The following is a 24,421-nucleotide window of genomic DNA, read 5'->3' as shown; positions in this document are numbered from 1 at the left end:
TATTTCTAGAATTTATAAACCAAGTAAGAAGTTAATGGATTATAAATAGATTTTCATAAATAACATTTGAAATTTCTTAAAAAACTGTGCTTGGAATCTAAGCCCTGATTTCTTTAACAAACTCAAAGTATTTAACAATAATTACTTTTTATTTTAAATACTTAATTATTCAGTCGATATGAATATAATAGAAAGCTTCGGAAAATAAATTACTTCCCGATACAGAATTTCGTAAATATATTCTCCAGCAAGTCATCAGTAGTCACTGTACCTGTAATCTCACCAAGATAATGTAGCGCCTGTTTAATATCCATGGCTAAGAAATCGGAGGTTACCGGATTATCTACATTGGCCAAAACCCTTTGCAACGCATGTTCGGTTTGTTTTAAAGCTTCTACATGGCGGATATTAGTCACTAGGGTTTCGCTGGTATTTATGTGATGCAAGTTAACCTGTTCCAGTAAGGTGGTTTTTAATTCATCGATACCTTGTTTCTCTTTAGCAGAAATAAAAACAACTTCTAAAGCTTCGAAAGCCTTACGCTGTGCGTCTGCCATGAGGTCGGCTTTATTCACTAAAATTAAATATGGGATAGCCAATTGCTTCAAACCCCGAATCTGCTCTTCAATTTCTGAAATACTTTGAGCAGCATCGGCCATATAAATGATCAGTTTAGCCTGTTTCATTTTCTCTAAGGTACGTTCTACCCCTAAAGCTTCAATAATATCGGCTGTATCACGGATTCCGGCCGTATCTATAAAACGGAAAACAATGCCACCAATGGTCAGTTCATCTTCAATGGTATCGCGGGTAGTTCCGGCAATATCCGAAACGATAGCCCGTTCTTCATTCAGGAGGGCATTTAATAAGGTAGATTTACCCACATTAGGTTTGCCTGCAATAACAATTGGAACACCGTTTTTAATCACATTTCCCATTTCGAAAGAGGAGATGAGGCGTTGTAAAACGTAATTAATTTTGTTGACCAGGTTTTTTAGCTGTTCGCGGTTAGCAAACTCTACATCTTCTTCAGCAAAATCGAGTTCGAGCTCAATCATTGATGCAAAATGGATCAATTGCTCGCGTAAGCCTTTTAATTCGTTGGCAAAACCACCGCGCATCTGTTGCATGGCCACATCGTGCGAAGCTTTCGAATTGGAAGCAATTAAATCGGCCACAGCCTCCGCCTGACTTAAGTCGAAAGCACCATTTAAAAAAGCACGCAAGGTAAATTCTCCAGGCTTGGCAGCACGTGCACCTTTGCTAATCAAGAGGTTAATAATCTGCTGGATAATATAATTAGAACCATGGCAGGAAATTTCTACCACATTTTCTTTAGTATACGATTTAGGAGCAACAAATAAACCCGCAACAACCTCATCAACAATATGATCGCCATCTTTAACCAGACCAAAATGTAAAGTATGCGAGGCCTGCTTTTCTAAATCTTTTCCTGCAAATACTGCATTGGTCAATGAAATAGCCTCCGGACCAGATAAACGGATTACGCCAATGGCGCCAGAACCGGAAGGAGTAGATAAAGCAATAATGGTATCTTGATTGTTCATGTTCGGTATTAAAGCTGCAAAAATAAGGCTAATCTATGGGTATATCGTGTAAGGGAAGTAATTTTTTTAAGCTGGGGTTAAATGGTTAATTGTTGAAATCGGTTAATTGACGCCAAGCGCTCACCGCCCACCGCTAACTGCTTAATCGGTTAATTGTTTGAACCGATGAATTGACGCCAAACGCTCACCGCCAAACGCGCAGCACCAACCACGCCAAACCAACAACTAATTATTTAAAACATTTTCACTCCGATGGTGTTTAAACCTCAAATCAGAATAAGCTTTTATGACGAACAATTTACCCCTGACCGTTAAACGATCGATAGAATTATTGGGGCTGATGGCCATTGTAGCCGTTATGGTAATCGGAAGAGACATTATCATGCCCATGTTGATGGCTTTTTTTATCAGCATTATGTTGTTACCGGTATATCGCTTTTTAAAACGAAAAAGAATACCCGAATCATTAGCCATTATTCTATCCATTTTATTGGTCGCGCTCTTTGTAGCCTTGATCGTTTGGTTTTTTTCGAACCAGATTGGCATTTTGGTTAAAGATTTTCCACAGATAAAATCGAATGTAACACAGCATATTAATTCATTGAGCGATTGGATCAGTCGCATTACGCATTACGACGATAAGCAGCAAAAAGCTTTTATACAAACTAAAAGCGACGATCTGATGAACATGGGTACCTCACTAGCTGGTGGTGCCGCTGTAACGTTAAGTGGCATTTTTGTATTTATCGGTTTATTGCCCATCTATATTTACCTGATGCTTTTTTATAAAGACATTTTATTGCGTTTTATATTCATGTGGTTTAAAACCGATGATCACCCAAAAGTGAAAGAAGCGATTTATGAAACGGAATCGATCATTAAAAGTTACTTAATCGGATTATTGATCCAGATCACCTATATGACCATTTTACTGGGCGGGATATTAATGTTAATTGGTATCAAACATGCTTTATTAATTGGGGTGATCTTCGCCATATTAAACCTGATTCCTTATGTGGGCGCTTTAATTGGTAACTTAATTGGGGTGCTGTTAACCCTTACTTCATCGCAAGAATTGTGGCCAGTGATTACCGTTTTAGGAGTTATTGCATTTGTTCAATTTTTAGATAATAACATTTTGATGCCGCGCATTGTAGGCTCTAAAGTAAAAATAAATGCTTTATTTGCCATTCTTGGGGTATTTATTGGTGGCAGTATAGCAGGTGTTTCGGGGATGTTCCTCGCGCTACCCATTGTGGCTGTACTCAAAATTATTTTTGACCGTACAGAATCATTTAAACAATGGGGTGTGTTATTAGGCGATGAACGACCAGCCAAAAGCCCAATGACTTTTCCAAATTTTAGGAAGAAAAAGCCAGTGGCTACCAAAACGGGAATAGAGAAGGGATAGGGATGTAAGGATGGCAGATGGGGAATGTAAGATGGAAGATGGGAAATGGACGATGTAATGGGGTCTGCGGGATTAGCGTAATCTGCGGGAGCACTTAATACTTAGTTTTCCCGCAGATTTAAGAAGATAAACACAGCTGATTTTTAATCTTAACCACCAAATTTACGTACCCTATAAATAAGAGATAACATAAAATATCTGCCTAAGCGGTTAACTTGCCTGTCTACAATTACGTTATCGAAAACATCTCTTGATATGCCGGAGTTTTGATCAAAAAGATCAAATCCTTCTACACGTATAGCGGCCATATCATTCTTCATAAACTTATATTCCATTGATAAACGAAGCAATGTTGGATTTCGCACTGCACCATTATCGAAACCTGAGTTAATTTGCTTGGTGAAATCGTAGCCCAGGGTAAGATCTTTAAAGAAATAATTGCGACCTTCTATGCCGCACTCAAAGCGATTAGACTGGCGGTCGGTAAAGGTGTCATTCGAATATTTGGTCAGGTTTTGGGAATACGAAGTTTCTATTTCAAAGTTGACAATATCTTTCAGGTCTACCCTAAATTCGAGTTCCTGGCGCCAGGCCATATTGCGTGCTTCTATTCTGCTATCATCGGTAAAAGTAATGTTATTGTTCAGCTGGCCCGAACCAGAATAGCCTATGGTAAATTTTCGCTCAGGCGAAAGTGGCTTGCTGATGTCGTAATCACCCTGTAAAGTGTAATATCCGTCTGTGTTGGTGTAGCTGGTCAGCTGATTAACCGTACCAGGTACGCGCTGTTTAGTGGTTACAATCCTGTCGATAGTGCGTTCGTACTTGAAATTGGCCATTATTACTTTTCCTGCACTCCAATCGGCCTGCTTGTAATGCGCATTGACACTGTGGATAAATTCGGGTTTCAGGTTTGGGTTTCCGGTAACAACGTTTTGCAGGTTCGAATTGTCGGATATAGGCTGCAATTGTAAAAATCCAGGTTGGTTATTTCTTCCCCAATAATTAACATCTAACGATTCCTGGTTAGAAAATTTATACGAAAACCGACCAGAAGGGATGAGGTTAAAAGTTCGGTTAACGGTTTGAATGTCATTACTTAAATTCTGCCCCTGAAGCAATGCAGGCTGTGCATTAAGGCCTACTGTATAGTTTAGTTTTTCACCAATATAACGGTAATTCAGTCCCACTTTATTGGTGATGAACTGATAATCATAAATATTGCTGAGGTTCGGGTTAAATACCTGGTTACCATTAGCCACATCATAAGCATCCCTCGAATTATTTGTTGATGATCGGTTCCAGCTATAGTTTACTTCTAAAAAGGTTTTCTTCCAAAGGGGCTCCATATACGATGCACCCACATTAAGTCCTAAATTCCGGCTATTCTGGTTGTTCAGCTGGTTTTGCAGTACCGAATCGGCTACGTTAGCATGAATGTTAATATACTTGTTATATACATTACCATAATTTTCGCCATTGGTGTAATTGATGTTCCCCCAGGAGCTAAGGTTCCGGCCTTTTTTTGAGAATTTATGATTGTAAAAGATATTGGTACGGGCATTTAAATTATTCGAATTACTGAAGTTGTTACTTTCTCTTCGCGTAAACAAGGTATCCTGAGTGATGAGCGAGCTCCCTGTATTATTGCCACTATTGGTGTTGTAAGAAAAGTTTGGAGAAATTTTTAGGTAATTCATCGTATCTATTTTATACTCCAAATTACCACCAAACCAATGGCTATAGTTGTCGCTCTTACTGTTGTTTCGGGCATCTTCAAGCCTGCTCAACGGATTTTGACCTGCATCTTGTAACACACTTTGTGTATAGGTAGAACTAATGGTGTTGTTTTTATTGTTATTGAAATTATATCCCGCATCTGCAGAGAGTTTGGTGTTAAACTCATTTTTATAGTTTAGGCCGATAATATTTCTGGTGGTAATACCATCGCCGCCTCCGCCACGCATATTGGCATTGGCCGAAGTTCCATCGAATGAAATCTGCTGTTCACCTTTCATGCTATTCCCCCTGATATTGGTATTGTAGCGATCGGAGTTACCCACGCCTGCAGAAGCCCTGGCGAAATAACCCTTCTTTTTATCTTCTTCAATGGTTAGGTTCAGCACCTTTTCCGGCTCACCCGTTTTAATGCCGGTAAGTTTGGCCTGATCGCCATAATCGTCGATAAACTGTAGGTTTTTGATGATATCTGCCGGGAGATTTTTAATGGCTGTGGCTACATCTGTTCCGAAGAAATCTTTACCGTTAACACGGATTTTGGTTACTGGCGAGCCCTGACTGGTTACGTTACCATCCTTATCTACCTTAATACCGGGTAATTTTTTCAGTACTTCATCAACAGCATCGCCATCCCTAACTGGAAAGGCCTTGGCACTAAAACTCACGGTATCTTCAGTTACTTTAACAGGAGGGACGCCTGAAATCACTACGCCCTCGAGTGTATTTGATGATGGCTTCAGCCTGATATCAGTAATATTTAAACTATTGCCTTTTTCGATCACATACTTTTTAATAAAGGTGTCGAAGCCAATAAAAGCTGCTGATAAGGTAAACTGTTTGGATTTAATTTTATCTAATGCAAATGTACCATCAGGATTGGCAGAGGTGCCTATGCTGTCAGCACCGAATTTAATCCTCACTACCGCACCAGGAAGTGGTAAGCCTGCGGTATCAAGCACAATACCCTTTACGGTATAATTTTGTGCGTTACTGTTTGTGAAAATACCTGCAAAGAGCAGGAGTAGCCAAATCGATTTAGTAAAAGCCCTCATGAGTTTATTTGTGTGTGGCATAAAAGTACGGAGCAGCGTGCTAACACTGTTCAGCGTAATCAACATGTTACTAATTTTGGCTGTTTTATCGGTTAATGTGGTGATTTTCGCCTGGTTATCAGGCAAAATGATCGATTTATGATCATGAAGGTGTAATTCGTATAAAAGATGGAGTTTTTATCCAAAATAAACGAACGAATGGTATTTTAAATTAAGATTCCAGCTTAATTTCAGGGCATTCTATTTTGTGTGCTCTTGTAATACCACGTTTCTGCCAAGGGTTTTGAACCTAATGGCGTTGTCTTGTTCTACTGTAATTGTAATGTGACCTGTTTTACTGGTATTTATATCGCTCACCTTGCCAGATTTACCGATATGCGTTCCTTTAACTACCGTGCAGTAGTCGCCATCTTTTAAATTTGTAGTCTCCATTTAGCTTTTTGCGGGCTTTAATTTGTCTCTGAACTCCGTAATTTTATTTCGGTATTTAGCTGACTTAATTTAATTACCACGGGTAACCAAACCAGCATAAGGCCCGGAATAATGGCAAGCAATACAAAGTTTTGTTTTTTAACAATCAGATATAAAAGTGCACCAATAAGAAACAGCATGACAATAGCACTTCCAATTAAAATACCACTCAATTGTTTTTTCTGTTTGTTTAATTCGGTTAGGGTAAGTTCGGATAACTTGTTGTCTTTCATAGTAGATCGGTTAGGGTTCTTCGTAAAATTATAAAATTTTTAATGTTTTTTAAGTCCTGAAGGATGAAAGATGTAAAATGCTGGTTAGGCAATCTTATCTAAGCACAAAATCCATTATCTTGTAAAAGTTCGGTTTAATAAAACCAAAAATTTTTATTTAAAGGTGCAAAACTGGCGTTGTTTTAAGGCTAATACCAAGTATATCATGATCAAAAGATTACTACCACTATTGTTACTATTGGTTTCTTACTCGATTTTTTCGCAGGAAACTACTAAAACCTATCTTTCCGGAACGGATAAAGATCATACCAAACAATGGGATTTTTATTGTACAGCCGGTCGTAAAAGCGGCATATGGACTAAAATACCCGTGCCCTCTAACTGGGAATTACAGGGCTTTGGAAGTTACAACTACGGGCATGATAAAGTTAAAGCCAACGAACAGGGCATCTATCGTTATGAATTTCCGATGGGTAAAATTACTGGGAAAAAGGTGTTCCTGGTTTTTGAAGGCGCTATGACCGATACCAAGGTAAGCATTAACGGAAAACTGGCCGGAGATTTGCACCAGGGCGGATTTTATCGTTTTAAATATGACATTACCTCGCTGGTAAAACCCGGTGAGCAGAATTTACTGGAAGTAACGGTTGATAAGATGTCGGCAAATACTTCCATTAATAAAGCAGAAAGAACAAGTGATTTTTGGGTTTTTGGCGGCATCTTCCGCCCGGTTTACCTGGAAACGGTTCCGGATAAATTTATAGAAAGGGTGGCGGTAAATGCTAAAGCCGACGGGACTTTTCAGCTGGATGTTTATGGCCAAAACTTAGCTGCTGACGATATTCTTGAAGCCCAGGTAAAAAAAATAAATGGTGAAAACCTAGGTAAAGCGTTTGCTGTGAAGGTGAATTTAGAAAAGGGTATACAAACCTTGAATTCTACTTTCTCCAAACCTTTATTATGGAGCAGTGAATTCCCTAATCTGTATCAGGTAGTGGTGCGGATCAGGAATAAACAGCAGATTATTCATCAGGTGAAACAAAAGTTCGGTTTTCGGACACTTGAACTGCGAAATGGCGACGGTTTTTATGTTAATGGAGCGAAAATGATTTTAAAAGGTGTTAACCGCCACAGCTTTTGGCCTGAAAGCGGACGTACATTAAGTCCTGAGGTACATTTAATGGATGTGAAGTTAATGAAAGAAATGAACATGAATGCCGTTCGCATGTCGCATTATCCACCAGATGCAGAATTTCTGGATGTCTGCGATTCATTAGGTTTATATGTGATTAATGAGTTAACAGGCTGGCAGGCAAAATACGATAATACCGTTGGGCACAGGCTGGTAAAAGAACTTGTCATCAGGGATGTAAACCATCCTTCTATTATATTTTGGGCCAATGGCAACGAGGGGGGATTTAATACTGACCTCGATAATGATTATGCCTTATACGATCCGCAGAAACGTACCGTAATCCATCCCTGGGAGAAGTTTAACGGAACCGATACCAAACATTATCCGGATTATAATTATATGGTTAAGGCGGCTAATTCAGGCCAGGAAGTTTTCTTTCCCACAGAGTTTATGCATGGCCTTTACGATGGGGGTGCCGGTGCCGCTTTAGACGATTTCTGGAATCAGATGCTCATTCACCCACATGGCGCTGGTGGTTTCATTTGGGCTTTGGTGGATGAAAATGTAATCCGGACAGATAAAAACGGTATTTATGATGGTGATGGAAACCATGCGCCTGATGGAATTGTTGGGCCGCATCGCGAAAAGGAAGCCAGTTTTTACACCATAAAAGAGATCTGGTCTCCTGTTTTTGTGGATCTGCCAAAAATTGACAAAGATTTTAAAGGTAAAATTGCCATGGAGAACCGTTTCAGTTTTACCAATCTTGATCAATGCACTTTTAAATGGAAATTAGTTACTTTTCCGTTAGCTGATGATGCTGGAACAAAGGCTATGGTAAAGGCCAGTGGGGTGGCAACTTCTAAGCTTAAACCTGGAGAAAAAGGTTTGCTCGATCTGGCTTTGCCAAAATCGTGGGCACAAAGCGATGCTTTATATCTAACCGCTTATGGGGCCGATAAGAAGGAAATATTTACCTGGAGCTGGCCGATAAATACTGCGGCTTTAATTGTAGATAAGCAAAAAACGATTGTATCCAATTCGGGCGTAAAAGCTGAAGAAACTGATCAATCGATTGTGATTAAACAGGATGATATTGCCTATTATTTTGAAAAGTCAACAGGGTATCTGCAGAAAGTGCTTAAAGGCAATACGGTTATTTCTTTGTCAAAAGGTCCGGTGTTAGCCGGTGTAAATACCGAATTGAAAAATTTTAATCATAGGGCAGAAGGAGCAAAGTATATCGTCGAGTCTGACTACCAGGGTGCAGGTGGTTTGCATGCCAGGTGGACATTCGAGCCTGGAAAGCTGGCAAAACTCGAATACCAGTTTAACCAACAGGGCGAGGCTGATTTTATGGGCATTACCTTTAATTATCCGGAGGATAAAACTACTGGGATGAAATACCTTGGCCGTGGCCCATACCGGGCCTGGAAAAACAGATTAAAAGGACAGCAGTTTGGGGTTTGGCATAAGGATTATAATAATTCAATCACCGGCGAAACCTGGGGATATCCTGAGTTTAAAGGTTATCATGCAGAAGTGAACTGGGTAACTATAGAAAATAAGGAAGCCCCGTTTACCGTTTATATACCCGATCAAGATACTTATCTGCAAATGTTCAGGCCTGCCCGCGAAGCTGCGGCATTAAGCAATAACAATGTAGAACCTGCCTTTCCCGAAGGGAGCATTGGCTTCTTAAAAGGGATAAGTGCCATTGGTACTAAGTTTCAGTCAGCTTTATTATTAGGGCCTCAGAGTCAGAAAAACAAAGCTGATGGTAAAACTTTTAAAGGGACACTATTATTCGATTTTGGACATGAACATTAGCAATCAGAAGTCAAAGCAGCACATCAAAGCCATATTTAATCCGTATTTTTAACCATATGAAGATTGTATTTTTTTCTGCGAAGCCTTACGACCATGAATTTTTTGAAAGTGCTAACAAACATTATGATTTTGAACTGGAATTTTGGGAAACCCATCTCGGACCTCATATTGCCGACGCGATAAAAGCTGGTACTGATGTGGTTTGTGTATTTGTAAACGATAAACTTACGGCTGAGGTTATCGCTACATTGGCACAAAAGGGGGTAAAAATTATTGCCTTGCGTTGTGCAGGCTTTAATAATGTGGATTTGAATGCGGCCAAACAACACGGCATTCGTGTTTGCCGTGTTCCGGCTTATTCGCCACAAGCCGTTGCAGAACATGCAGTAGCCATGTTGCTTACCCTAAATCGTAAAACCCATAAGGCTTATAATCGTGTACGTGAACAGAATTTTTCACTCTCGGGTTTAATGGGTTTTAATCTTTTTGGAAAAACAGTAGGGGTGATTGGTACCGGGGAAATTGGCACTGCTTTCTGTAAAATTATGCTTGGTTTTGGTTGCCGCGTAATGGCTTTTGATCCTTTTGTGAATGCATCATTAGCAAGTGCAGGCGTAGAGTATTTGCCGTTTCATGAAGTCATAAAAGAAGCGGATATGATTTCGCTGCATTGCCCGCTTACACCAGAGAACCATTACCTGATTGGATCGAATAGCTTATCGACGATGAAAAAAGGGGTGACATTAATCAATACAAGCAGGGGTGGATTGATTAATACGCGAGAGGTAATTGAAGCCCTAAAAACCGGGCAGCTTGCTGCACTGGGAATCGATGTGTACGAGCAGGAAGAACAGCTCTTTTTTAAAGATCTTTCCGGAAGTATTATTGGAGATGATGATATTCAGCGATTAATCAGTTTTCCGAATGTTTTGCTCACCGGACATCAGGCTTTTTTTACACAAGAGGCCTTAACAGAAATTGCAGAATCTACTTTGAAAACGGTTAAGATATTATCGGAAAATAAGGCTGAAGAGGAAGTTTCAGATGCAATATTGGTTTAATAAGGCAGCAGTTTGATACCAGGAAATAAAATTGAACGCATGGAGCTTTTAGTGAAGGTTGCCACAAAAATCTCCATGCGCGTTGTATTGTTGTTCTAGTAATAAGAAGTATTGAGGTTGCTGTTCTGCTTTTCTGCGGCTTCGATAGGCGCATAATTAGAGAGAATAAGCGCTTCACCCTTTTTAATGCATACATCATGTTCAAAATGCACAGAAGGACTTCCGTCTGCTGTTCTGATTGTCCAGCCATCTTCATCCAGAAAGACGTCTTTTTTACCCATATTGATCATGGGCTCTATGGCCACCACCAGATTTTCTCGTAATAGTAAACCATTGCCTTTTCTTCCATAATTAGGTACCTGCGGATCTTCATGCATGTCTTTACCTAAACCATGGCCAACCAGGTCTCTTACAACGCCGTAACCCTGCTTTTCGTTATGGCTTTGGATAGCTGCGCCAATATCGCCTATGCGTTTACCTACAACAGCTTCTTTAATTCCAAGAAAAAGCGATTCCTTAGTTGTTTTAACCAGCTTTAATACTGCCTCCGATACTTCTCCGATGATAAAAGTATAAGCATGATCGCCGTGAAAACCATTTTTTATGGTCCCCACATCTACTGAGATAATATCGCCATCTTTCAATTCATCTTTAGTCGGAAAGCCATGTACCACCACATCATTTACCGAGGTAATAATATGGAAAGGAAAGCCATTATAGTTGTAAAAGGAAGGTACAGCACCGTTATCAAGTATAAATTCGTTGGCTATCCTGTCAATTTCCAGGGTTGTAATGCCTGGCTTTAATATTTTAGCTACTTCTGCAAGGGTATCGCTCACCAGTAAGGCACTGATTTGCATCAGTTCTACTTCTTCGTTGGTTTTATATAAAATCATTGCCGCAAATTTAGCAAAAGAAGCCGAAAGGAAAAAAGGAGAAGGCCGGAGCGGTAAAAGATTGAATGCCTAAATGTTAGCATGATGGGTTGTAGAGGATTAAATATCCGCCGATCATTAAGAGCACAGCCTGTAATCGAGTGTTAAAACTTTATTTCTGATTCTGCTCAGGGTTTCAAAGCGCATGCCGAGGTAGCTGGCCAGATAACGCTGCGGTATTCTGTTGATGTCCAGATCACTTTGCTGGAGTTTTCGGTACCTGCTCATCGCTTTTGGTATCCTGGCCAGGATCGACCTTTCTGATGCCGCATAATAATGAAGCGCCAATAGTTTTCTGCCGATCAGGTTGGCCTCCGGATAGTTGGCATACATCAAATCGATTAGGGTGTAAGGAATACAGATCAGCTGGCAGTCTTCCAGGGCCTGCAGGTATTCTATCGAATGACTAGGCTGCTGGTCAGGGTGACGTATAGCGCCTATTAATTCATTTCCAAAGCTAAACCAGGTGCTGATATCCTTTTTGCCATCACGTACAAAGCCACGAACGAGCCCTTTAACCAAAAAATATAACGAAGCATTACTGTCTATTGGAGAAAGGATATGTTTATTTTTTTTGACATGGATGAGCTTACAAGATTTTTCATGTTCGGCTTTAAAGGCTTCAGATAGGGGATAGAACTGCTCAATATAATCGAAAAGCGGACGTAAAAATGATGTTGAATAGGGCATAGTTCAGGCGGTTTAGATTTTTGAGAAACGATTTAAAGCATACTCATTTGAAATAACATAAGCATATGATGATCTCTAATCAAAGATAACTGGTATTTCAATTTTTGGTGAAATACACAGCGGTTGTGGCCTCTAACGATACGATCGTTAGACTAAAAATGGGTTAATAATAGTTTAATGACTTAATTCCTGTGCAAAATAGGAGGTTGGCATTAAACCCGTTTCTTTTTTAAATGCATTGTAAAACGTAGCCAGACTTTTAAAACCGGCTTCAGAAGCAATGGCTTCGATGGTTATTTTATCCGATTTAAGCGGATACTGCTTTAAAAAATGATCTACCCGGTAGCTGTTTATCCAGTCGCGGAAATTTTTCCCGATATGTTTGTTAATTACAAAAGAGCAATGGTGGATCGGGATATTAAGTTTGGCCGCCAGATCGATAATCTGAAAATCGTGAACCAGGTAAAGTTGTTCTCCCTGCATTATTTCTTTCATCGCTAGGGCATAGTCAGACAGCTGGGCATCCAGAAGATTAATTTTTTTGACAGCTGCATGCGTAGGTTTTGCCTCTTCTTCTGATGAGGAAATTAGTGAGGCATCAGTTTCTGTTTTCTTAGCTGCAGGTTTTTTAGTCCAGTCTACAGCCACCAGCAAATAGCCATAAAAAATATAAGGCTTGTGAAGCGCATATAATAAAATGACCAGCAGCGCCAGGCAATTGAGCACAATAAACGAAGCATTAACATATGGAATGTGTAAACCTCTTAAAATAATGGGTACCAAACTAAACAGCTGGAAGAAGGTGGCAATCCGGAGAAAAAAGATGATCCATTTTCTGCCTTCACCTTCGAGTATTTGTTGTGTGTTGTTTTTTAGGCGGAGAACGGCAATCCAGGTCAGGCATAAATAACCAAATACCAGTATGGGCCTGAATAAGTAATGGAAATATGGCGGAAACAATCCACTTTTTGCTTTCAGTGAGAAGTAACCATTTTCTGCTAACTGCTTTCCTATCAAATCCCAATCGAGTGCGGTAGTGAAATGCCATGGAATAACATGGATAACAGCCAGTAAAGCGGGTAAAAAATGAAGCCATTCTATTTTTTCTAAACTTTTACGATCCTGCAGAAAGCCTGTGATGTAGAGGTAAAAGCAGGCAGGTGCAGCATAATACAAAGGCGTAAAAGTCTGATAAAAGAAGGCTAAGGTATTGGGCTGACCAGATTTAAAAAGCAATGAAGTTAAAATTTGACCAAAGCGGGCAAAAAAGATTACCGACAGCAGAATGTTAAGCAGTTTATTCCCTTTTTTTGCGAAAAAAAGGTGCATAGAGAATAAAAGTAAGAATAGACAACTGGTACTAACAATAAGGTTCAAAGACTGCATATTTCCAACCAAGATAAAACATAATTGTTAAATTAAATTACCCTAATTGTAAATTTTTTATTCTTGAAAATTTGGTGCATAAAATGCTAAAAATGAAGTTGTTTTTGGTTAAAAACGGGGCTAATAAGGCTGCTATCGCCATTAATTTTAAACTATTCGCAATAATGATTTGGTATAAACGTTTGTTTAATTTATAAAAAGCAATAGTTTTGCGGCCCGTTTATTGTAGAGCGGAAAGCAATATTATTTAATTGATGGAAACTTCCATCCCTATAAAAGAAAATTATGGACAAATTTAAAAAAGTACAAGATCTAATCTCTTCTGTTGAAGCAGATGTAACTAAGTTTTATGATGGTGGTAATGCTGCAGCTGGTACACGTGTGCGTAAAGCAATGCAAGACCTAAAAGTTTTAGCCCAGGAAATTAGAGCTGAAGTAACTGATAAAAAAAATAGCGCTAAATAATTTGTTATCGCTTTTAAAAAGAAAGCCCGTGTTTTATTACGCGGGCTTTCTTTTTAGGTACTTATCTCATCTTCAATGCCTTATTCCCATGTGAAAATTACTTATTGCGCTTACTGGTGATGAGTTTATCGGTGAAGAAATCACGGAAATCATTGTAATAAAGGTCGCCAACAGTAAAGCTGGTATGGTTAGAAAGGGTTACCCTCGTGCCCTCTACATGTAAAATATGATTAATGGAGATAATATAACCCCTATGCAGCTGGATAAAGCCTTTTTTAATGTTCAGTTGTTCTTTAACATCTTTCAAGCTTAAATAAGCAATAATTATTTTCTCTTTGGTATGGATTTTAACATAGTTGTGGAAGCTTTCGAAAGCAATGATATCTGCATAGTGCACTAAAACGGCTTTGTGGTCTTCTGATTTATTTTTGACCAAAAAATAAGTTTCCTGACTTGTCTTTTCTATTTCCTTCTCAAAAACACGGTTTACTGTTAAGGCAAATTTTGCGTAGCCGTAAGGTTTAAGTAAATAAGCATCAGCTTCTGCTTCGAATGCTTCAAACGCATATTCCTCATGGGAAGTGGTAAATATCAGTTTTCTGGTTTTAGAGCGGATGGCTTTAGAAAGTTCGATGCCCGAAATCTGTGGCATTTGGATGTCCATAAATATCACATCTACCTGGTCTATATTTTTAAGCGCGTTCAGGGCTACTACCGGATCGGTGTAACTGGCCAGAAGCTTCATATTCGGGGTATCTGCTATATATTTTTCAAGACCGGAAATCGAGTTTTGTTGGTCATCAATGGCTATACACTTAATCATTTGTTAATCTTCTTGGTACACATAACGAAATTACACCTTTTCATACCGAAAATAGAACGCTTTATCCCGTTTCGCCTAAAATTTTCTTTCTATTGGCTAATTTAAGGTAAAAAAGTGCTTTATGATGTATACAGGAGTGATTAAATGGTATAATCCGATAAGAGGTTTCGGGTTTATCGCACCCGATGGTGGAAAAGAAATGATTTATGCGGATAACCAGAAACTGATTGGGATTTATCGCCCTTCTTTAATCGTAGGAACCAAGGTTCGCTTTGATTTAGAACAAGGGCAGGTGGGATGCCAGGCGACTAATATCGTCGTTCTGAATATGGGTTTCGATTAGCATTTACACCGATCCATAACGAAAACAGACCGATCTGTGTAACCTATTGCTGGAAATAGGGACAGAGTACGATCTTCGCCAACACCAATGAAAATTTGAAATTTTAAAGCAGACGGCGTTTGGTTTGGGAGCAATAAGCATTAAAATTTTTTATTTAACATCTACCTATTAAATTTCATATCTGGATTATCTCTCTCTCCTATCTAAATTAGCGCTCTTTTTTTAGATAGGATTTTTTTTTGGATAACGTTTTTGCTTAAATTCGTCATACTCTTTAGGATACGGATACTTTAAAGCAATTGTTTATGAATGTCAAAAACTTAGTTCTTTTATTGAGCACAGTTTCTACTGCGCTTATTGGTGGCCTTTTTTATGCGTATTCCTGTTCCGTTATTCCAGGCCTTGCCCGTCTTTCCGATGCTTCCTTTTTACAAGCCATGCAATCCATTAACCGGGCGATTTTAAATCCGTTATTTTTTATTTCCTTTATGGGTACGCTGGTTATATTACCCATAAGTGTTTGGTTTTTCAGAGAACAACCCATGGTATTTTACCTGCTTTTAGCAGCAAGCTTATTGTATTTTGGTGGCGTTTTTCTGGTTACCATCATAGGCAATGTGCCCCTCAATAACCTTTTGGATGGGGCAAATCTTGATCAGCTGCATGCAACTGAACTTACTGCATTACGCCAAAAATTCGAACCAGACTGGAATTTATTCCATCGGATCAGAACCATCGCTTCATTTATCTGTATTGTACTGGTCGCCTATGCTGTAATATTAAGCCGAAATCCTTAAAAGCCAATATATCAATCTTATTGAAGCGGCTATCCTTTACGTTACACTAACCCACAACATTCTGTTAACCATCACAAAAAGCGGAAAGAAGGACTTTCAGACTTACAGGGCAAAAAACACTGCTTTACATAGAATATTTTTTTGGAGCGCATTGCCTGTGCAGCTATTAAAGTTTTTTCCCGTGCTTCGCTGTATCCCTCCGCTGCGCTTCGGGGATGCCGCTACGCCCGTGGCTAGTTACGCCGGGCACTGCAAAAAATGAGGGCTAAAAATTTCCTTGAGAAATATTTGTGGTTTTAATGAACAGGCCTTTGTTCAATAAACCTTATTGTAGCGGTTATCCTTTTTGTTGCACTAAGCCACATTATCCCCTCAGCCATCACAAAAAGATAAAAGCGGAAGAAGGACTGCCGGACCTACAGCGCACTGCACTTGCTTTACAAAACAGGAATTTATGCTTTTTTTCGAAGCGGCTTGCCTGTGCAACGATAAAGTTTTTTCCCGTGCTTTGCTGTATCCCTGCGCTGCGCTTCGGGGATGCCGCTACGCCCGGGGGCTAGTTACGCTGGTACTGCAAAAAAAATAAGGGCAAAAATTTCCTTTCGAGAAATATTTGTGGTTTTAATGAACAGGCCTTTGTTCAATAAACCTTATTGTAGCGGTTATCCTTTTTGCTCCACCAAGCCACATTATCATGCTAACCATCACAAAAAGATAAAAGCGGAAAGAAGGACTGCCCGACCTACAGTACGCTGCACTTGCTTTACAAAAACAGGACTTTATGCGTTTTTTCGAAGCGGCTTGCCTGTGTAACGATTAAAGTTTTTTCCCGTGCTTCGCTGTATCCCTCCGCTGCGCTTTGGGGATGCCGCTACGCCCGGGGCTAGTTACGCTGGTACTGCAAAAAATAGGGGCAAAAATTTCCTTTCGAGAAATATTTGTGGTTTTAATGAACAGGCCTTTGTTCAATAAACCTTATTGTAGTGGCTATCCTTTTTGTTGCACTAAGCCACATTATCATGCTAACCATCACAAAAAGATAGAAGCGGAAAGAAGGACTGCCGGACCTACAACGCGCTGCACTTTGGTTTTCGAAAACAGGACTTTATTCATTTTTAGAAGCGGCTTGCATGTGCTACTTATTAAAGTTTTTTCCCGTGCTTCGCTGTATCCCTCCGCTGCGCTTCGGGGATGCCGCTTCGCCCGGGGCTAGTTACGCTTTTTCTGCAGGGATGCTGGTGTAAAGACGGGATAACTTAAATTTATTTCAGTGTCTCATCGACTAAATTCATGATTAAATAATAAGTTAGTTTATTTATGGTCGTTTTTTGATCACAAAACCTTTGAAAATTGTTTAATTTTTCTCTATGAGCTGTAAAATGCGCTAATTCATTGTAAAAAAGCTGTAAATATGAATATTTCAGTAAGATAAGTGCTAATATGGTACAATGAAACCGATTGTATTTGTATTATCTTTGTGTGATCTCTATGCGTGTTTACGGTTCATATTCTGATAGCGAATTGGCATTCTTGTTAACTCAAGGTGACGAATTGGCTTTTACTGAAATTTATAACCGCTTTTATGGACTACTTTTTATCCATGCCAGCAGGCGCTTAAATGATGAGGAAGAAGCAAAAGATGTATTACACCAGTTATTCGAATCGCTTTGGGTGAAACGTTTGCAGGTTGCTCCTGACGGTAATTTATCGGCTTATTTATACACAGCAGTGCGTAACCGTGTACTGGATGTGTTTGCGCATCAAAAAGTAGAAAGTAAATACGTTGATTCTTTACAGGATTACATCGATCAGGATCACGTATCGACTGATTATCGGGTGCGAGAAAAGCAAATGGCACTATTAATTGAGCAGGAAATTGATGCTTTGCCACCCAAAATGCGCGAAATATTTATTTTAAGTCGAAAAGAAAATAAATCGCATAAAGAAATTGCACTCGAACTGGGGCTTTCTGAATTAACGGTTAAAACACAGGTTAAAAAAGCACTAAGAATCCTTAAATCGCGGTTAGGGCTGGTGGTTTATGTTGCTTTTCTTTTGAAAACCTATCGGTAATCTGTTGAAAACTGCTTAAAAATGCAGTCTTTTCTCTTTAAAATAAGGTGTATTGTAAATATTTTAAAAAAAAATAATTTTCCGATACCCCCAGGGCTATACCTTCGCCGTATATACTTTAATTAACCAAACAAACTTCTTTTTTGATGGAGAAAAATGCGAAAAAGCTTTTAGATAAATATCTTGCGGGCAACTGTACGCCTGAGGAGGTGACTATTATTGAAGATTGGTACCTTCAGCTCACTTTTCAAAAAGAAGCACCCAGTCATGCACTTATAGAATCCAGTAAACAGGAAGTTTGGAACCAATTAAGTCCTCGCAGCAGGTCTTTAAAAATGGTTATGGTTAAGCGTTTTGCCATTGCGGCAAGTATTATTTTATGCTTTAGCTTAGGACTTTATTTTATTGTACAGCGCAATGCCACCTCATTAACAGCCAAAACAGAACTGAAAGATATTCTTCCTGGCGGACATCAGGCGGTGCTTACACTGGCTGATGGAACTGTTGTCGATCTGGATGATGCTAAAAATGGTCAGATTGCCAATCAAAATGGTATCATCATCCGTAAGGCTAAAAACGGCCAGCTCGAATATATTATCAAAGAAATTCCGAATGCTGCGGCTATTAGCGGCTCAAATACCATTGCAACGCCAAGAGGTGGACAATATCAGGTAAGCCTGCCTGATGGTACAAAAGTTTGGCTTAATGCAGCCACAACCTTAAAGTACCCTTATGCATTTGCCAAAAACGAAAGGGTAGTTGAGCTAAATGGAGAAGCCTATTTCGAAGTTTCGAAAGACCATACCCGTCCTTTCAGGGTAAAAACAGATGCCCAAACCGTAGAAGTTTTAGGCACACACTTTAATGTTAACGCCTACGGCGATGAGCCTATGGTTAAAACCACCTTGTTAGAAGGTGCCGTAAAAGTGAGTGCTGCATCGGCCACGGTAAATCTGCACCCGGGTGAACAATCGCAGTTTAATGCATACAATGCCAGGTTATCTGTCAATCAACAGGTCGATATCGATAAAGAAATGGCCTGGAAGAACAATATTTTTTCTTTCGATAATGATGATTTGCAAACCGTTATGCGGCAAATTTCGCGCTGGTATGATGTGGATGTGGTTTATCAGGGCAAAATCAGACCAGAAAAATATGTAGGCGAAATACCGAAGAACAGTAATCTGGCAGAGGTTTTTAAAATATTAGAACTTAACCATGTACATATTGAGGTAAAGGGTAAAATACTTACTGTATCAGGAAATTAAACAAGAATGGCTTTTCTATAAACAGCCGAGAAATCAACCAACCAATTCACGAACTAACTAAACTTTATGATGAAAAAACTACCAGAAATTTAGCATTCTACCTTTAAAAAAAACCGAAAGCGCGACAACGCTTCCGGTAGAAATTTGGACAAGCAGCTTGCTTCGAAACCCAGCTGCTATTTTTTAACCTCATTCATTACAAAGGTATGAAATTAACTACCCTTTACAACCCCGTGTGCGACATGCGGAGGGTAAAGATTAAATTTTTATTGGTCATGAAATTGACTACAATCTTACTATTGGTCGGTGCTTTACATTTGTCGGCAGCCACCTTCTCCCAAACAGTAACGCTCTCTCGAAGAAAAACCTCGCTTAAACAAGTTTTTAAGGAGATAAAAAAGCAAACGGGCTATTTTTTCTTTTACAAAGGTCAGTTGCTGCAGGATAAACCAGATGTTACCGTCGAGTTTGTTAAGGCATCGTTGACAGATGCGTTGAATGCTTCTTTAAAAGATCAAAACTTGAGCTATAGCATTGTGAACAAAACGATCGTAATCAGTAGACAGGAAAATGTAGCTCTTACACCAGAACGTGCAGCTGTAAAAGTTGAAGTTAAGGGTGTAGTGTTTGATAAAACGACAGGTGAAACCATTCCAGGTGTTACCATTTCCGTTAAAAATGGTGCAAGTGTAGGCGTTACCAACGATAAAGGAGAATTTAAAGTCAATGTTGATGAAGGAAGTATTCTGGTGTTTAGTTATGTCGGCTACGACTTGTTAGAAGCGAAAGCTACAGGAGGAAAAACACTTGAGATTAAGCTTAACGCTAAATTAACCCAAATGAACGATGTGGTGGTAACGGGTTATCAAACGATTAAAAAAGATAACTATACCGGTAATGCGATAACCATATCTGGTGATCAGCTGAAAAGGGTAAATCCACAAAATCTGCTTCAAAGTATTGGAACATTCGATCCTTCATTTAAACTGATCGATAATAATCTGGCAGGCTCCAATCCCAACAGAATTCCTTCCATCAATGTTAGAGGCGCTTCTGCACTGCCAAGCGGTGATGGGCAGGTGTTAAGGAGGGACGACATTCTTGGAACCGCAAACATGCCTGTTTTCATGCTCGATGGATATGAAGTAAGCGTGCAGAAAGTATTCGATTTGGATGTGAATAGAATTGCATCAGTTACCTCATTGAAAGATGCAGCGGCAACAGCAATCTATGGTTCACGCGCAGCCAATGGTGTAATTGTGATTACCACTAAAACACCTCTTGAAGGGAAATTAAGGGTAGAATACAACTACGAATTGAATCTTACTGCTGCAGACCTAAGTGATTACCAGGTTTTAAATGCAGCTGAAAAACTAGATTATGAAGTCCTGGCAGGATTATACAATTCTGCGAAACAACAGGTGTCTCAGGATCAGCTCGATGAAATATATTACCACAAAAAAGCCAATGTGATTGGTGGCGTTAACAGTTATTGGCTATCGCAACCCCTGCGTAACACGATTGGACATAAACATGCGGTGAATCTGGATGGTGGTTCACAGGCCTTTAGGTATAATGTAAACCTTCGCTACCAAACAAGACCCGGAGCCATGAAAGGGTCTGAAAGGAATCAATATTCAGGTGGAATGAGTTTTCAGTATAATCTGAACAAAATTCAATTCAGAAATGAGTTATCCATAACACAAGTGGGCGCTACCGAATCTCCCTATGGCGATTTTTCTAATTATGTACGGATGAATCCCTATTATCCATTGCAGGATGCCAATGGCATGATTATGCGGATTTCGGATGTATATGAAAAACAAGACCGATCGAAAGAATATGTTTTTAATCCATTGTATGATGCCTCTTTAAGTAGTTTCAATAAATCCAAGTACACCGAAATTATTGATAACCTTTCTGCGGATGTAGAGGTGGCTAAGAACCTTCGGTTAAGGGCTCAAATGAGCATAACCACACGATCGAATTCTGATGATGTATTTACCTCGCCGCTGGCAAATAAATATTACCTGTACACAACAGATAAAATAGAGGAGAAGGGGGAATACATGAACAGGGAAATGAAGGAAACCTATTGGGATAGTAATATTAGGTTAACCTGGCTCAAGCAGATCGGTGACAATTATTTTAACGCATTGGTAGGGGTTAATGCCCGCACAGAGCTGCGCGATCAAAAAGAATTTACGGCTATCGGATTTGCCAATGATCGTTTTACCAGTATAGGCTTTGCCAAGGGTTATGCTGAAGATGGAAAACCTCAAAGCAGGCTCGAAAAAGCACGACTTTTTGGCTCTTTCTTTACCATGAACTACTCCTATAAAAATAGATACCTGATGGATGGAACTGTTCGTATTGATGGTTCTTCAAAATTTGGAGTGAACAACAAACTGGCTCCTTTTTGGTCATTCGGATTAGGATGGAATGTACACCAGGAAGAATTTCTTAAGGGCAATAATGTCATTAGCCAGTTGAGAATAAAGGCCTCCACCGGACTAACGGGTTCGGTAGAATTTGATCCTTACTTATCAAAAACCATTTATAAGTATAATACCGGAAATTGGTATTCATCGGGTATTGGTGCCAACGTAAACAATTATGGGAATGAAAACCTGGGCTGGCAAAAAACGAGGATGACGGATATTGGTATCGATATCGGGTTGTTTAAAGATCGTATCATGATTACGCCGAGGATCTATAAGAAGTTTACCAAAGATATTTTGGCTGATATTACCTTACCGCCATCAACAGGATTTCTATCCTATAAAGAAAACCTTGGCGACATGGAGAACAAAGGTGCTGAATTGGGCTTAACCGTAGATGCTGTAAGAAGCAAAGACTGGTCGGTAAACCTGAATGCAAGCATGGTTTCCAACAGAAACAAAGTAGTGAGAATTTCAAATGCCTTAAAAAAATACAATGATCGGGCAGACGAACTGCAGTCGTTGAAACCAGGAGATGGCGGTTACAGAGGGATTCCCTTACTTCGGTTTAGCGAAGGACAACCATTTAATGCCATTTATGGTGTGCGGTCGCTGGGCATAGATCCTGAAAACGGACGTGAGCTCTATATCAAAAAAGATGGTACACTTACCTATGATTATGATAAGAGAGATTATGTGGTAATAGGCGATCCTAATCCGAAAGTGAGCGGCTACTTTGGTGGAACGGTTAACTACAAAAGATTTAGTCTTTATGTGCAGTTTCAAACTTTTTTCGGGGGCGACAAATATAACCTCACCCTGGTAGAGCGGGTTGAAAATGCTGATCCAAAATATAACGTTGATAAGCGTGTATTCGAAGAAAAATGGAAGCAATCTGGCGATCTCTCTTTTTATAAGAATATAGCAGATAATGGCGAGACCGATGTGAGCTCGAGATTTATACAACCTGATAATCTGATCAACCTTCAGTCACTCAACGTTTCTTATGATATGAATAAAAAATTCGCATCTAAATTATCAATGACGAGTCTGATGTTTCAGGTGACGGCCAATGATTTGGTGCGTTGGTCATCAGTAAAAGAAGAAAGGGGAATTAATTATCCGTTTACCAGGAGTTTAACCTTTTCAATTAGAGCAGCTTTTTAAGCTATATTATTAACAGATTTAAAATATAAAAATATGAAGATTAGATTGTTAATCTGCCTCATCTTAATAACAGGTTTATTGAGTTCCTGCAAAAAATGGCTGGAAGTTGAGCCAGAATCAGAAATAGCTGCTCCGATTTTATTCAGTACCGAAAGTGGTTTTATGGAAGCCATAAACGGCGTGTATAACCGTAGCACAGAATCAGATCTCTACGGTAAAGAACTCACATTTGGTACAACAGAAGTGCTGGCCCAAAATTTTTCGATGCGTGAAGACGGACAGGATTACAGACAAACCTCATTGTACAATTATAAACATGGTGAGTTTATCAAACGCAAGGATAAAATATGGGCAGGCTTATACAATGCAATTGTAAACTGTAACCTGATTCTCGAAAATGTAGATGCAAAAAAGAACATTTTTAGCGGGAGTAACTATGCCATTATCAAAGGAGAAGCCCTGGCATTAAGAGCATATCTGCATTTCGACCTGTTGCGTCTTTTTGCACCCTCTTATTTGAGAAACCCTTCGGCAAAAGGAATTCCCTATGCGAACAAATACACGAAAGAGATTACTCCGGTTTCTACCGTATCAGAAACCATGGATCTTATTATCAGGGATTTGGAAGAGTCGAAACAACTGTTGGTTGCCGATCCGATTCGGAGTGCCGGTTATATTGTAAACTATCCCTTGGTTACCGATTCGCTGAAAAATACCGAGGAGAAAAATCCAAGTCTTTTCCTGCAGAACAGAAGACATCGTTTGAATTATTATGCGGTATGTGGAACGCTTGCCCGGGTTTATCTTTATAAAAACGATAAGGTTAAAGCTTTACTGAACGCGAAAGAGGTAATCGACTCAAAAAAGTTTCCATGGACCGCTAAAAGTGATTTCGAGGCATTCGAAGATTCCAAGAAAGACCGTATCCTGTATAAGGAACTTGTTTTTGGATGGTATATCCCTGGCGCAGCAAAAGATATAAAAGACAATTGGTTTCAAAGTGGCACCAGAGGTTTTTACCTGATTGAAGACGCTGCAGATTATATTTATGAAAAAGCAACGGCCGGAGCAAGTGATTCACGTTATAAATACTGGCTGTCGGCTACATCGAGTCAATCGTCAAGATCTTACGACATTGTTAAATACCGTAGAAACCCTTTAAGTGCTGAAGTAAATGCGAATCTACATTACCTGATGGCTCCTGCAATCAGGCTAAGTGAAATGTATTACATTGCTTCGGAGTGTTCATATGCAGGCAATCCCACAGCTGCGGTCAATTATCTTAAACAGGTTCGTGAAGCCAGACAAATAGGTGATCCCCTGTCCATCAATAATGAAGAAGATTTAATAAAAGAGTTACTTAAGGATGCACGTAAAGAGTGGTTAGCAGAAGGCCAGCTGTTCTATATGTATAAGCGGCTGAACAGAGGCATAGTAGGCCAAACCGGTGTCATCATTCCTGCTTCCGATAACATTTTTGTGCTCCCTCTTCCTAACGATGAGATTGTTTATGGTGGCAGATAAAACCATTT

At 39.5% G+C, this 24,421-nt stretch carries 18 protein-coding genes; 10 read left to right on the top strand and 8 right to left on the bottom strand.

Annotated elements, in window-relative coordinates; all coding sequences use genetic code 11:
• Positions 1-209: 209 nt before the first annotated feature.
• Complete coding sequence (mnmE, locus tag AC07YT_RS16200) at positions 210-1,568, bottom strand: tRNA uridine-5-carboxymethylaminomethyl(34) synthesis GTPase MnmE (RefSeq protein WP_086546616.1); 1,359 nt, start codon at positions 1,566-1,568, stop codon at positions 210-212.
• Between the two features lie 286 nt (positions 1,569-1,854).
• Between mnmE and AC07YT_RS16195 the strand changes: the two genes are divergently transcribed.
• Positions 1,855-2,979, top strand: a complete 1,125-nt coding sequence (locus tag AC07YT_RS16195; RefSeq protein WP_086546615.1) for an AI-2E family transporter — start codon at positions 1,855-1,857, stop codon at positions 2,977-2,979.
• Between the two features lie 149 nt (positions 2,980-3,128).
• On the opposite strand, the gene AC07YT_RS16190 is transcribed toward AC07YT_RS16195, so the two are convergent.
• From AC07YT_RS16190 to AC07YT_RS16180, 3 genes are all read right to left on the bottom strand, one after another.
• Positions 3,129-5,897, bottom strand: a complete 2,769-nt coding sequence (locus AC07YT_RS16190; RefSeq protein ID WP_086546614.1) for a TonB-dependent receptor — start codon at positions 5,895-5,897, stop codon at positions 3,129-3,131.
• 114 nt (positions 5,898-6,011) lie between these two features.
• Complete coding sequence (locus AC07YT_RS16185; RefSeq protein ID WP_086546613.1) at positions 6,012-6,203, bottom strand: KOW motif-containing protein; 192 nt, start codon at positions 6,201-6,203, stop codon at positions 6,012-6,014.
• A 17-nt stretch (positions 6,204-6,220) separates the two neighbouring features.
• Positions 6,221-6,475: a hypothetical protein gene (locus AC07YT_RS16180; RefSeq protein ID WP_086546612.1), complete on the bottom strand. Its 255-nt coding sequence runs from the start codon at positions 6,473-6,475 to the stop codon at positions 6,221-6,223.
• 205 nt (positions 6,476-6,680) lie between these two features.
• Here AC07YT_RS16180 and AC07YT_RS16175 point away from each other — a divergent pair, with 205 nt between their 5' ends.
• Both AC07YT_RS16175 and AC07YT_RS16170 read left to right on the top strand, forming a co-directional pair.
• Complete coding sequence (locus tag AC07YT_RS16175; RefSeq protein ID WP_086546611.1) at positions 6,681-9,440, top strand: glycoside hydrolase family 2 protein; 2,760 nt, start codon at positions 6,681-6,683, stop codon at positions 9,438-9,440.
• Positions 9,441-9,496: 56 nt separating this feature from the next.
• On the top strand, positions 9,497-10,501 hold the full coding sequence (locus tag AC07YT_RS16170) for a 2-hydroxyacid dehydrogenase (RefSeq protein ID WP_086546610.1): 1,005 nt from the start codon (positions 9,497-9,499) through the stop codon (positions 10,499-10,501).
• Positions 10,502-10,596: 95 nt separating this feature from the next.
• Here AC07YT_RS16170 and map read toward each other — a convergent pair whose 3' ends face one another.
• From map to AC07YT_RS16155, 3 genes are all read right to left on the bottom strand, one after another.
• Entirely contained in the window at positions 10,597-11,397 is an 801-nt protein-coding gene (gene map, locus AC07YT_RS16165) for a type I methionyl aminopeptidase (protein WP_086546609.1), read from the bottom strand.
• A 117-nt stretch (positions 11,398-11,514) separates the two neighbouring features.
• Positions 11,515-12,126, bottom strand: coding sequence for a Crp/Fnr family transcriptional regulator (locus AC07YT_RS16160; RefSeq protein ID WP_086546608.1), 612 nt, complete (start codon positions 12,124-12,126; stop codon positions 11,515-11,517).
• Positions 12,127-12,300: 174 nt separating this feature from the next.
• Positions 12,301-13,455, bottom strand: a complete 1,155-nt coding sequence (locus tag AC07YT_RS16155) for a helix-turn-helix domain-containing protein (RefSeq protein WP_494945410.1) — start codon at positions 13,453-13,455, stop codon at positions 12,301-12,303.
• 342 nt (positions 13,456-13,797) lie between these two features.
• On the opposite strand from AC07YT_RS16155, the gene AC07YT_RS16150 reads away from it, so the two are divergent.
• A complete protein-coding gene (locus AC07YT_RS16150) occupies positions 13,798-13,977 on the top strand; it encodes a BF3379 family histone-like protein (RefSeq protein WP_057933955.1) in 180 nt (59 codons plus the stop codon).
• Between the two features lie 97 nt (positions 13,978-14,074).
• Here the strand turns inward: AC07YT_RS16150 and AC07YT_RS16145 are convergent, their stop codons facing one another.
• Entirely contained in the window at positions 14,075-14,800 is a 726-nt protein-coding gene (locus tag AC07YT_RS16145) for a LytR/AlgR family response regulator transcription factor (protein ID WP_086546606.1), read from the bottom strand.
• A 121-nt stretch (positions 14,801-14,921) separates the two neighbouring features.
• On the opposite strand from AC07YT_RS16145, the gene AC07YT_RS16140 reads away from it, so the two are divergent.
• The 6 genes from AC07YT_RS16140 to AC07YT_RS16115 all read left to right on the top strand — a co-directional run bounded on the left by AC07YT_RS16140 (position 14,922) and on the right by AC07YT_RS16115 (position 24,413).
• Positions 14,922-15,143 (top strand): cold-shock protein, encoded by a 222-nt coding sequence (locus AC07YT_RS16140; RefSeq protein ID WP_478356778.1) that lies wholly within the window; start codon positions 14,922-14,924, stop codon positions 15,141-15,143.
• A 305-nt stretch (positions 15,144-15,448) separates the two neighbouring features.
• Entirely contained in the window at positions 15,449-15,940 is a 492-nt protein-coding gene (locus tag AC07YT_RS16135; protein ID WP_086546604.1) for an anthrone oxygenase family protein, read from the top strand.
• A gap of 1,488 nt (positions 15,941-17,428) precedes the next feature.
• Entirely contained in the window at positions 17,429-18,013 is a 585-nt protein-coding gene (locus AC07YT_RS16130; RefSeq protein ID WP_086546603.1) for an RNA polymerase sigma factor, read from the top strand.
• A 146-nt stretch (positions 18,014-18,159) separates the two neighbouring features.
• On the top strand, positions 18,160-19,281 hold the full coding sequence (locus AC07YT_RS16125) for a FecR family protein (RefSeq protein ID WP_086546602.1): 1,122 nt from the start codon (positions 18,160-18,162) through the stop codon (positions 19,279-19,281).
• Positions 19,282-19,556: 275 nt separating this feature from the next.
• A complete protein-coding gene (locus AC07YT_RS16120) occupies positions 19,557-22,889 on the top strand; it encodes a SusC/RagA family TonB-linked outer membrane protein (RefSeq protein ID WP_086549344.1) in 3,333 nt (1,110 codons plus the stop codon).
• A gap of 33 nt (positions 22,890-22,922) precedes the next feature.
• Positions 22,923-24,413 (top strand): RagB/SusD family nutrient uptake outer membrane protein, encoded by a 1,491-nt coding sequence (locus AC07YT_RS16115; protein ID WP_086546601.1) that lies wholly within the window; start codon positions 22,923-22,925, stop codon positions 24,411-24,413.
• The last annotated feature ends 8 nt before the right edge of the window (positions 24,414-24,421 follow it).

Source organism: Pedobacter sp. GW460-11-11-14-TSB4, assembly GCF_059423705.1.
Note: the sequence above shows the minus strand (reverse complement) of the source record. Positions and strands in the feature narration are given on the sequence as shown.

What these genes read in the sequence shown, in the direction of transcription:
- mnmE (WP_086546616.1), bottom strand. Translation starts at nt 1,568, where the DNA reads ATGAACAATCAAGATACCATTATTGCTTTATCTACTCCTTCCGGTTCT.
- AC07YT_RS16195 (WP_086546615.1), top strand. Translation starts at nt 1,855, where the DNA reads ATGACGAACAATTTACCCCTGACCGTTAAACGATCGATAGAATTATTG.
- AC07YT_RS16185 (WP_086546613.1), bottom strand. Translation starts at nt 6,203, where the DNA reads ATGGAGACTACAAATTTAAAAGATGGCGACTACTGCACGGTAGTTAAA.
- AC07YT_RS16180 (WP_086546612.1), bottom strand. Translation starts at nt 6,475, where the DNA reads ATGAAAGACAACAAGTTATCCGAACTTACCCTAACCGAATTAAACAAA.
- AC07YT_RS16175 (WP_086546611.1), top strand. Translation starts at nt 6,681, where the DNA reads ATGATCAAAAGATTACTACCACTATTGTTACTATTGGTTTCTTACTCG.
- AC07YT_RS16170 (WP_086546610.1), top strand. Translation starts at nt 9,497, where the DNA reads ATGAAGATTGTATTTTTTTCTGCGAAGCCTTACGACCATGAATTTTTT.
- map (WP_086546609.1), bottom strand. Translation starts at nt 11,397, where the DNA reads ATGATTTTATATAAAACCAACGAAGAAGTAGAACTGATGCAAATCAGT.
- AC07YT_RS16160 (WP_086546608.1), bottom strand. Translation starts at nt 12,126, where the DNA reads ATGCCCTATTCAACATCATTTTTACGTCCGCTTTTCGATTATATTGAG.
- AC07YT_RS16155 (WP_494945410.1), bottom strand. Translation starts at nt 13,455, where the DNA reads ATGCACCTTTTTTTCGCAAAAAAAGGGAATAAACTGCTTAACATTCTG.
- AC07YT_RS16150 (WP_057933955.1), top strand. Translation starts at nt 13,798, where the DNA reads ATGGACAAATTTAAAAAAGTACAAGATCTAATCTCTTCTGTTGAAGCA.
- AC07YT_RS16145 (WP_086546606.1), bottom strand. Translation starts at nt 14,800, where the DNA reads ATGATTAAGTGTATAGCCATTGATGACCAACAAAACTCGATTTCCGGT.
- AC07YT_RS16140 (WP_478356778.1), top strand. Translation starts at nt 14,922, where the DNA reads ATGATGTATACAGGAGTGATTAAATGGTATAATCCGATAAGAGGTTTC.
- AC07YT_RS16135 (WP_086546604.1), top strand. Translation starts at nt 15,449, where the DNA reads ATGAATGTCAAAAACTTAGTTCTTTTATTGAGCACAGTTTCTACTGCG.
- AC07YT_RS16130 (WP_086546603.1), top strand. Translation starts at nt 17,429, where the DNA reads ATGCGTGTTTACGGTTCATATTCTGATAGCGAATTGGCATTCTTGTTA.
- AC07YT_RS16125 (WP_086546602.1), top strand. Translation starts at nt 18,160, where the DNA reads ATGGAGAAAAATGCGAAAAAGCTTTTAGATAAATATCTTGCGGGCAAC.
- AC07YT_RS16120 (WP_086549344.1), top strand. Translation starts at nt 19,557, where the DNA reads ATGAAATTGACTACAATCTTACTATTGGTCGGTGCTTTACATTTGTCG.
- AC07YT_RS16115 (WP_086546601.1), top strand. Translation starts at nt 22,923, where the DNA reads ATGAAGATTAGATTGTTAATCTGCCTCATCTTAATAACAGGTTTATTG.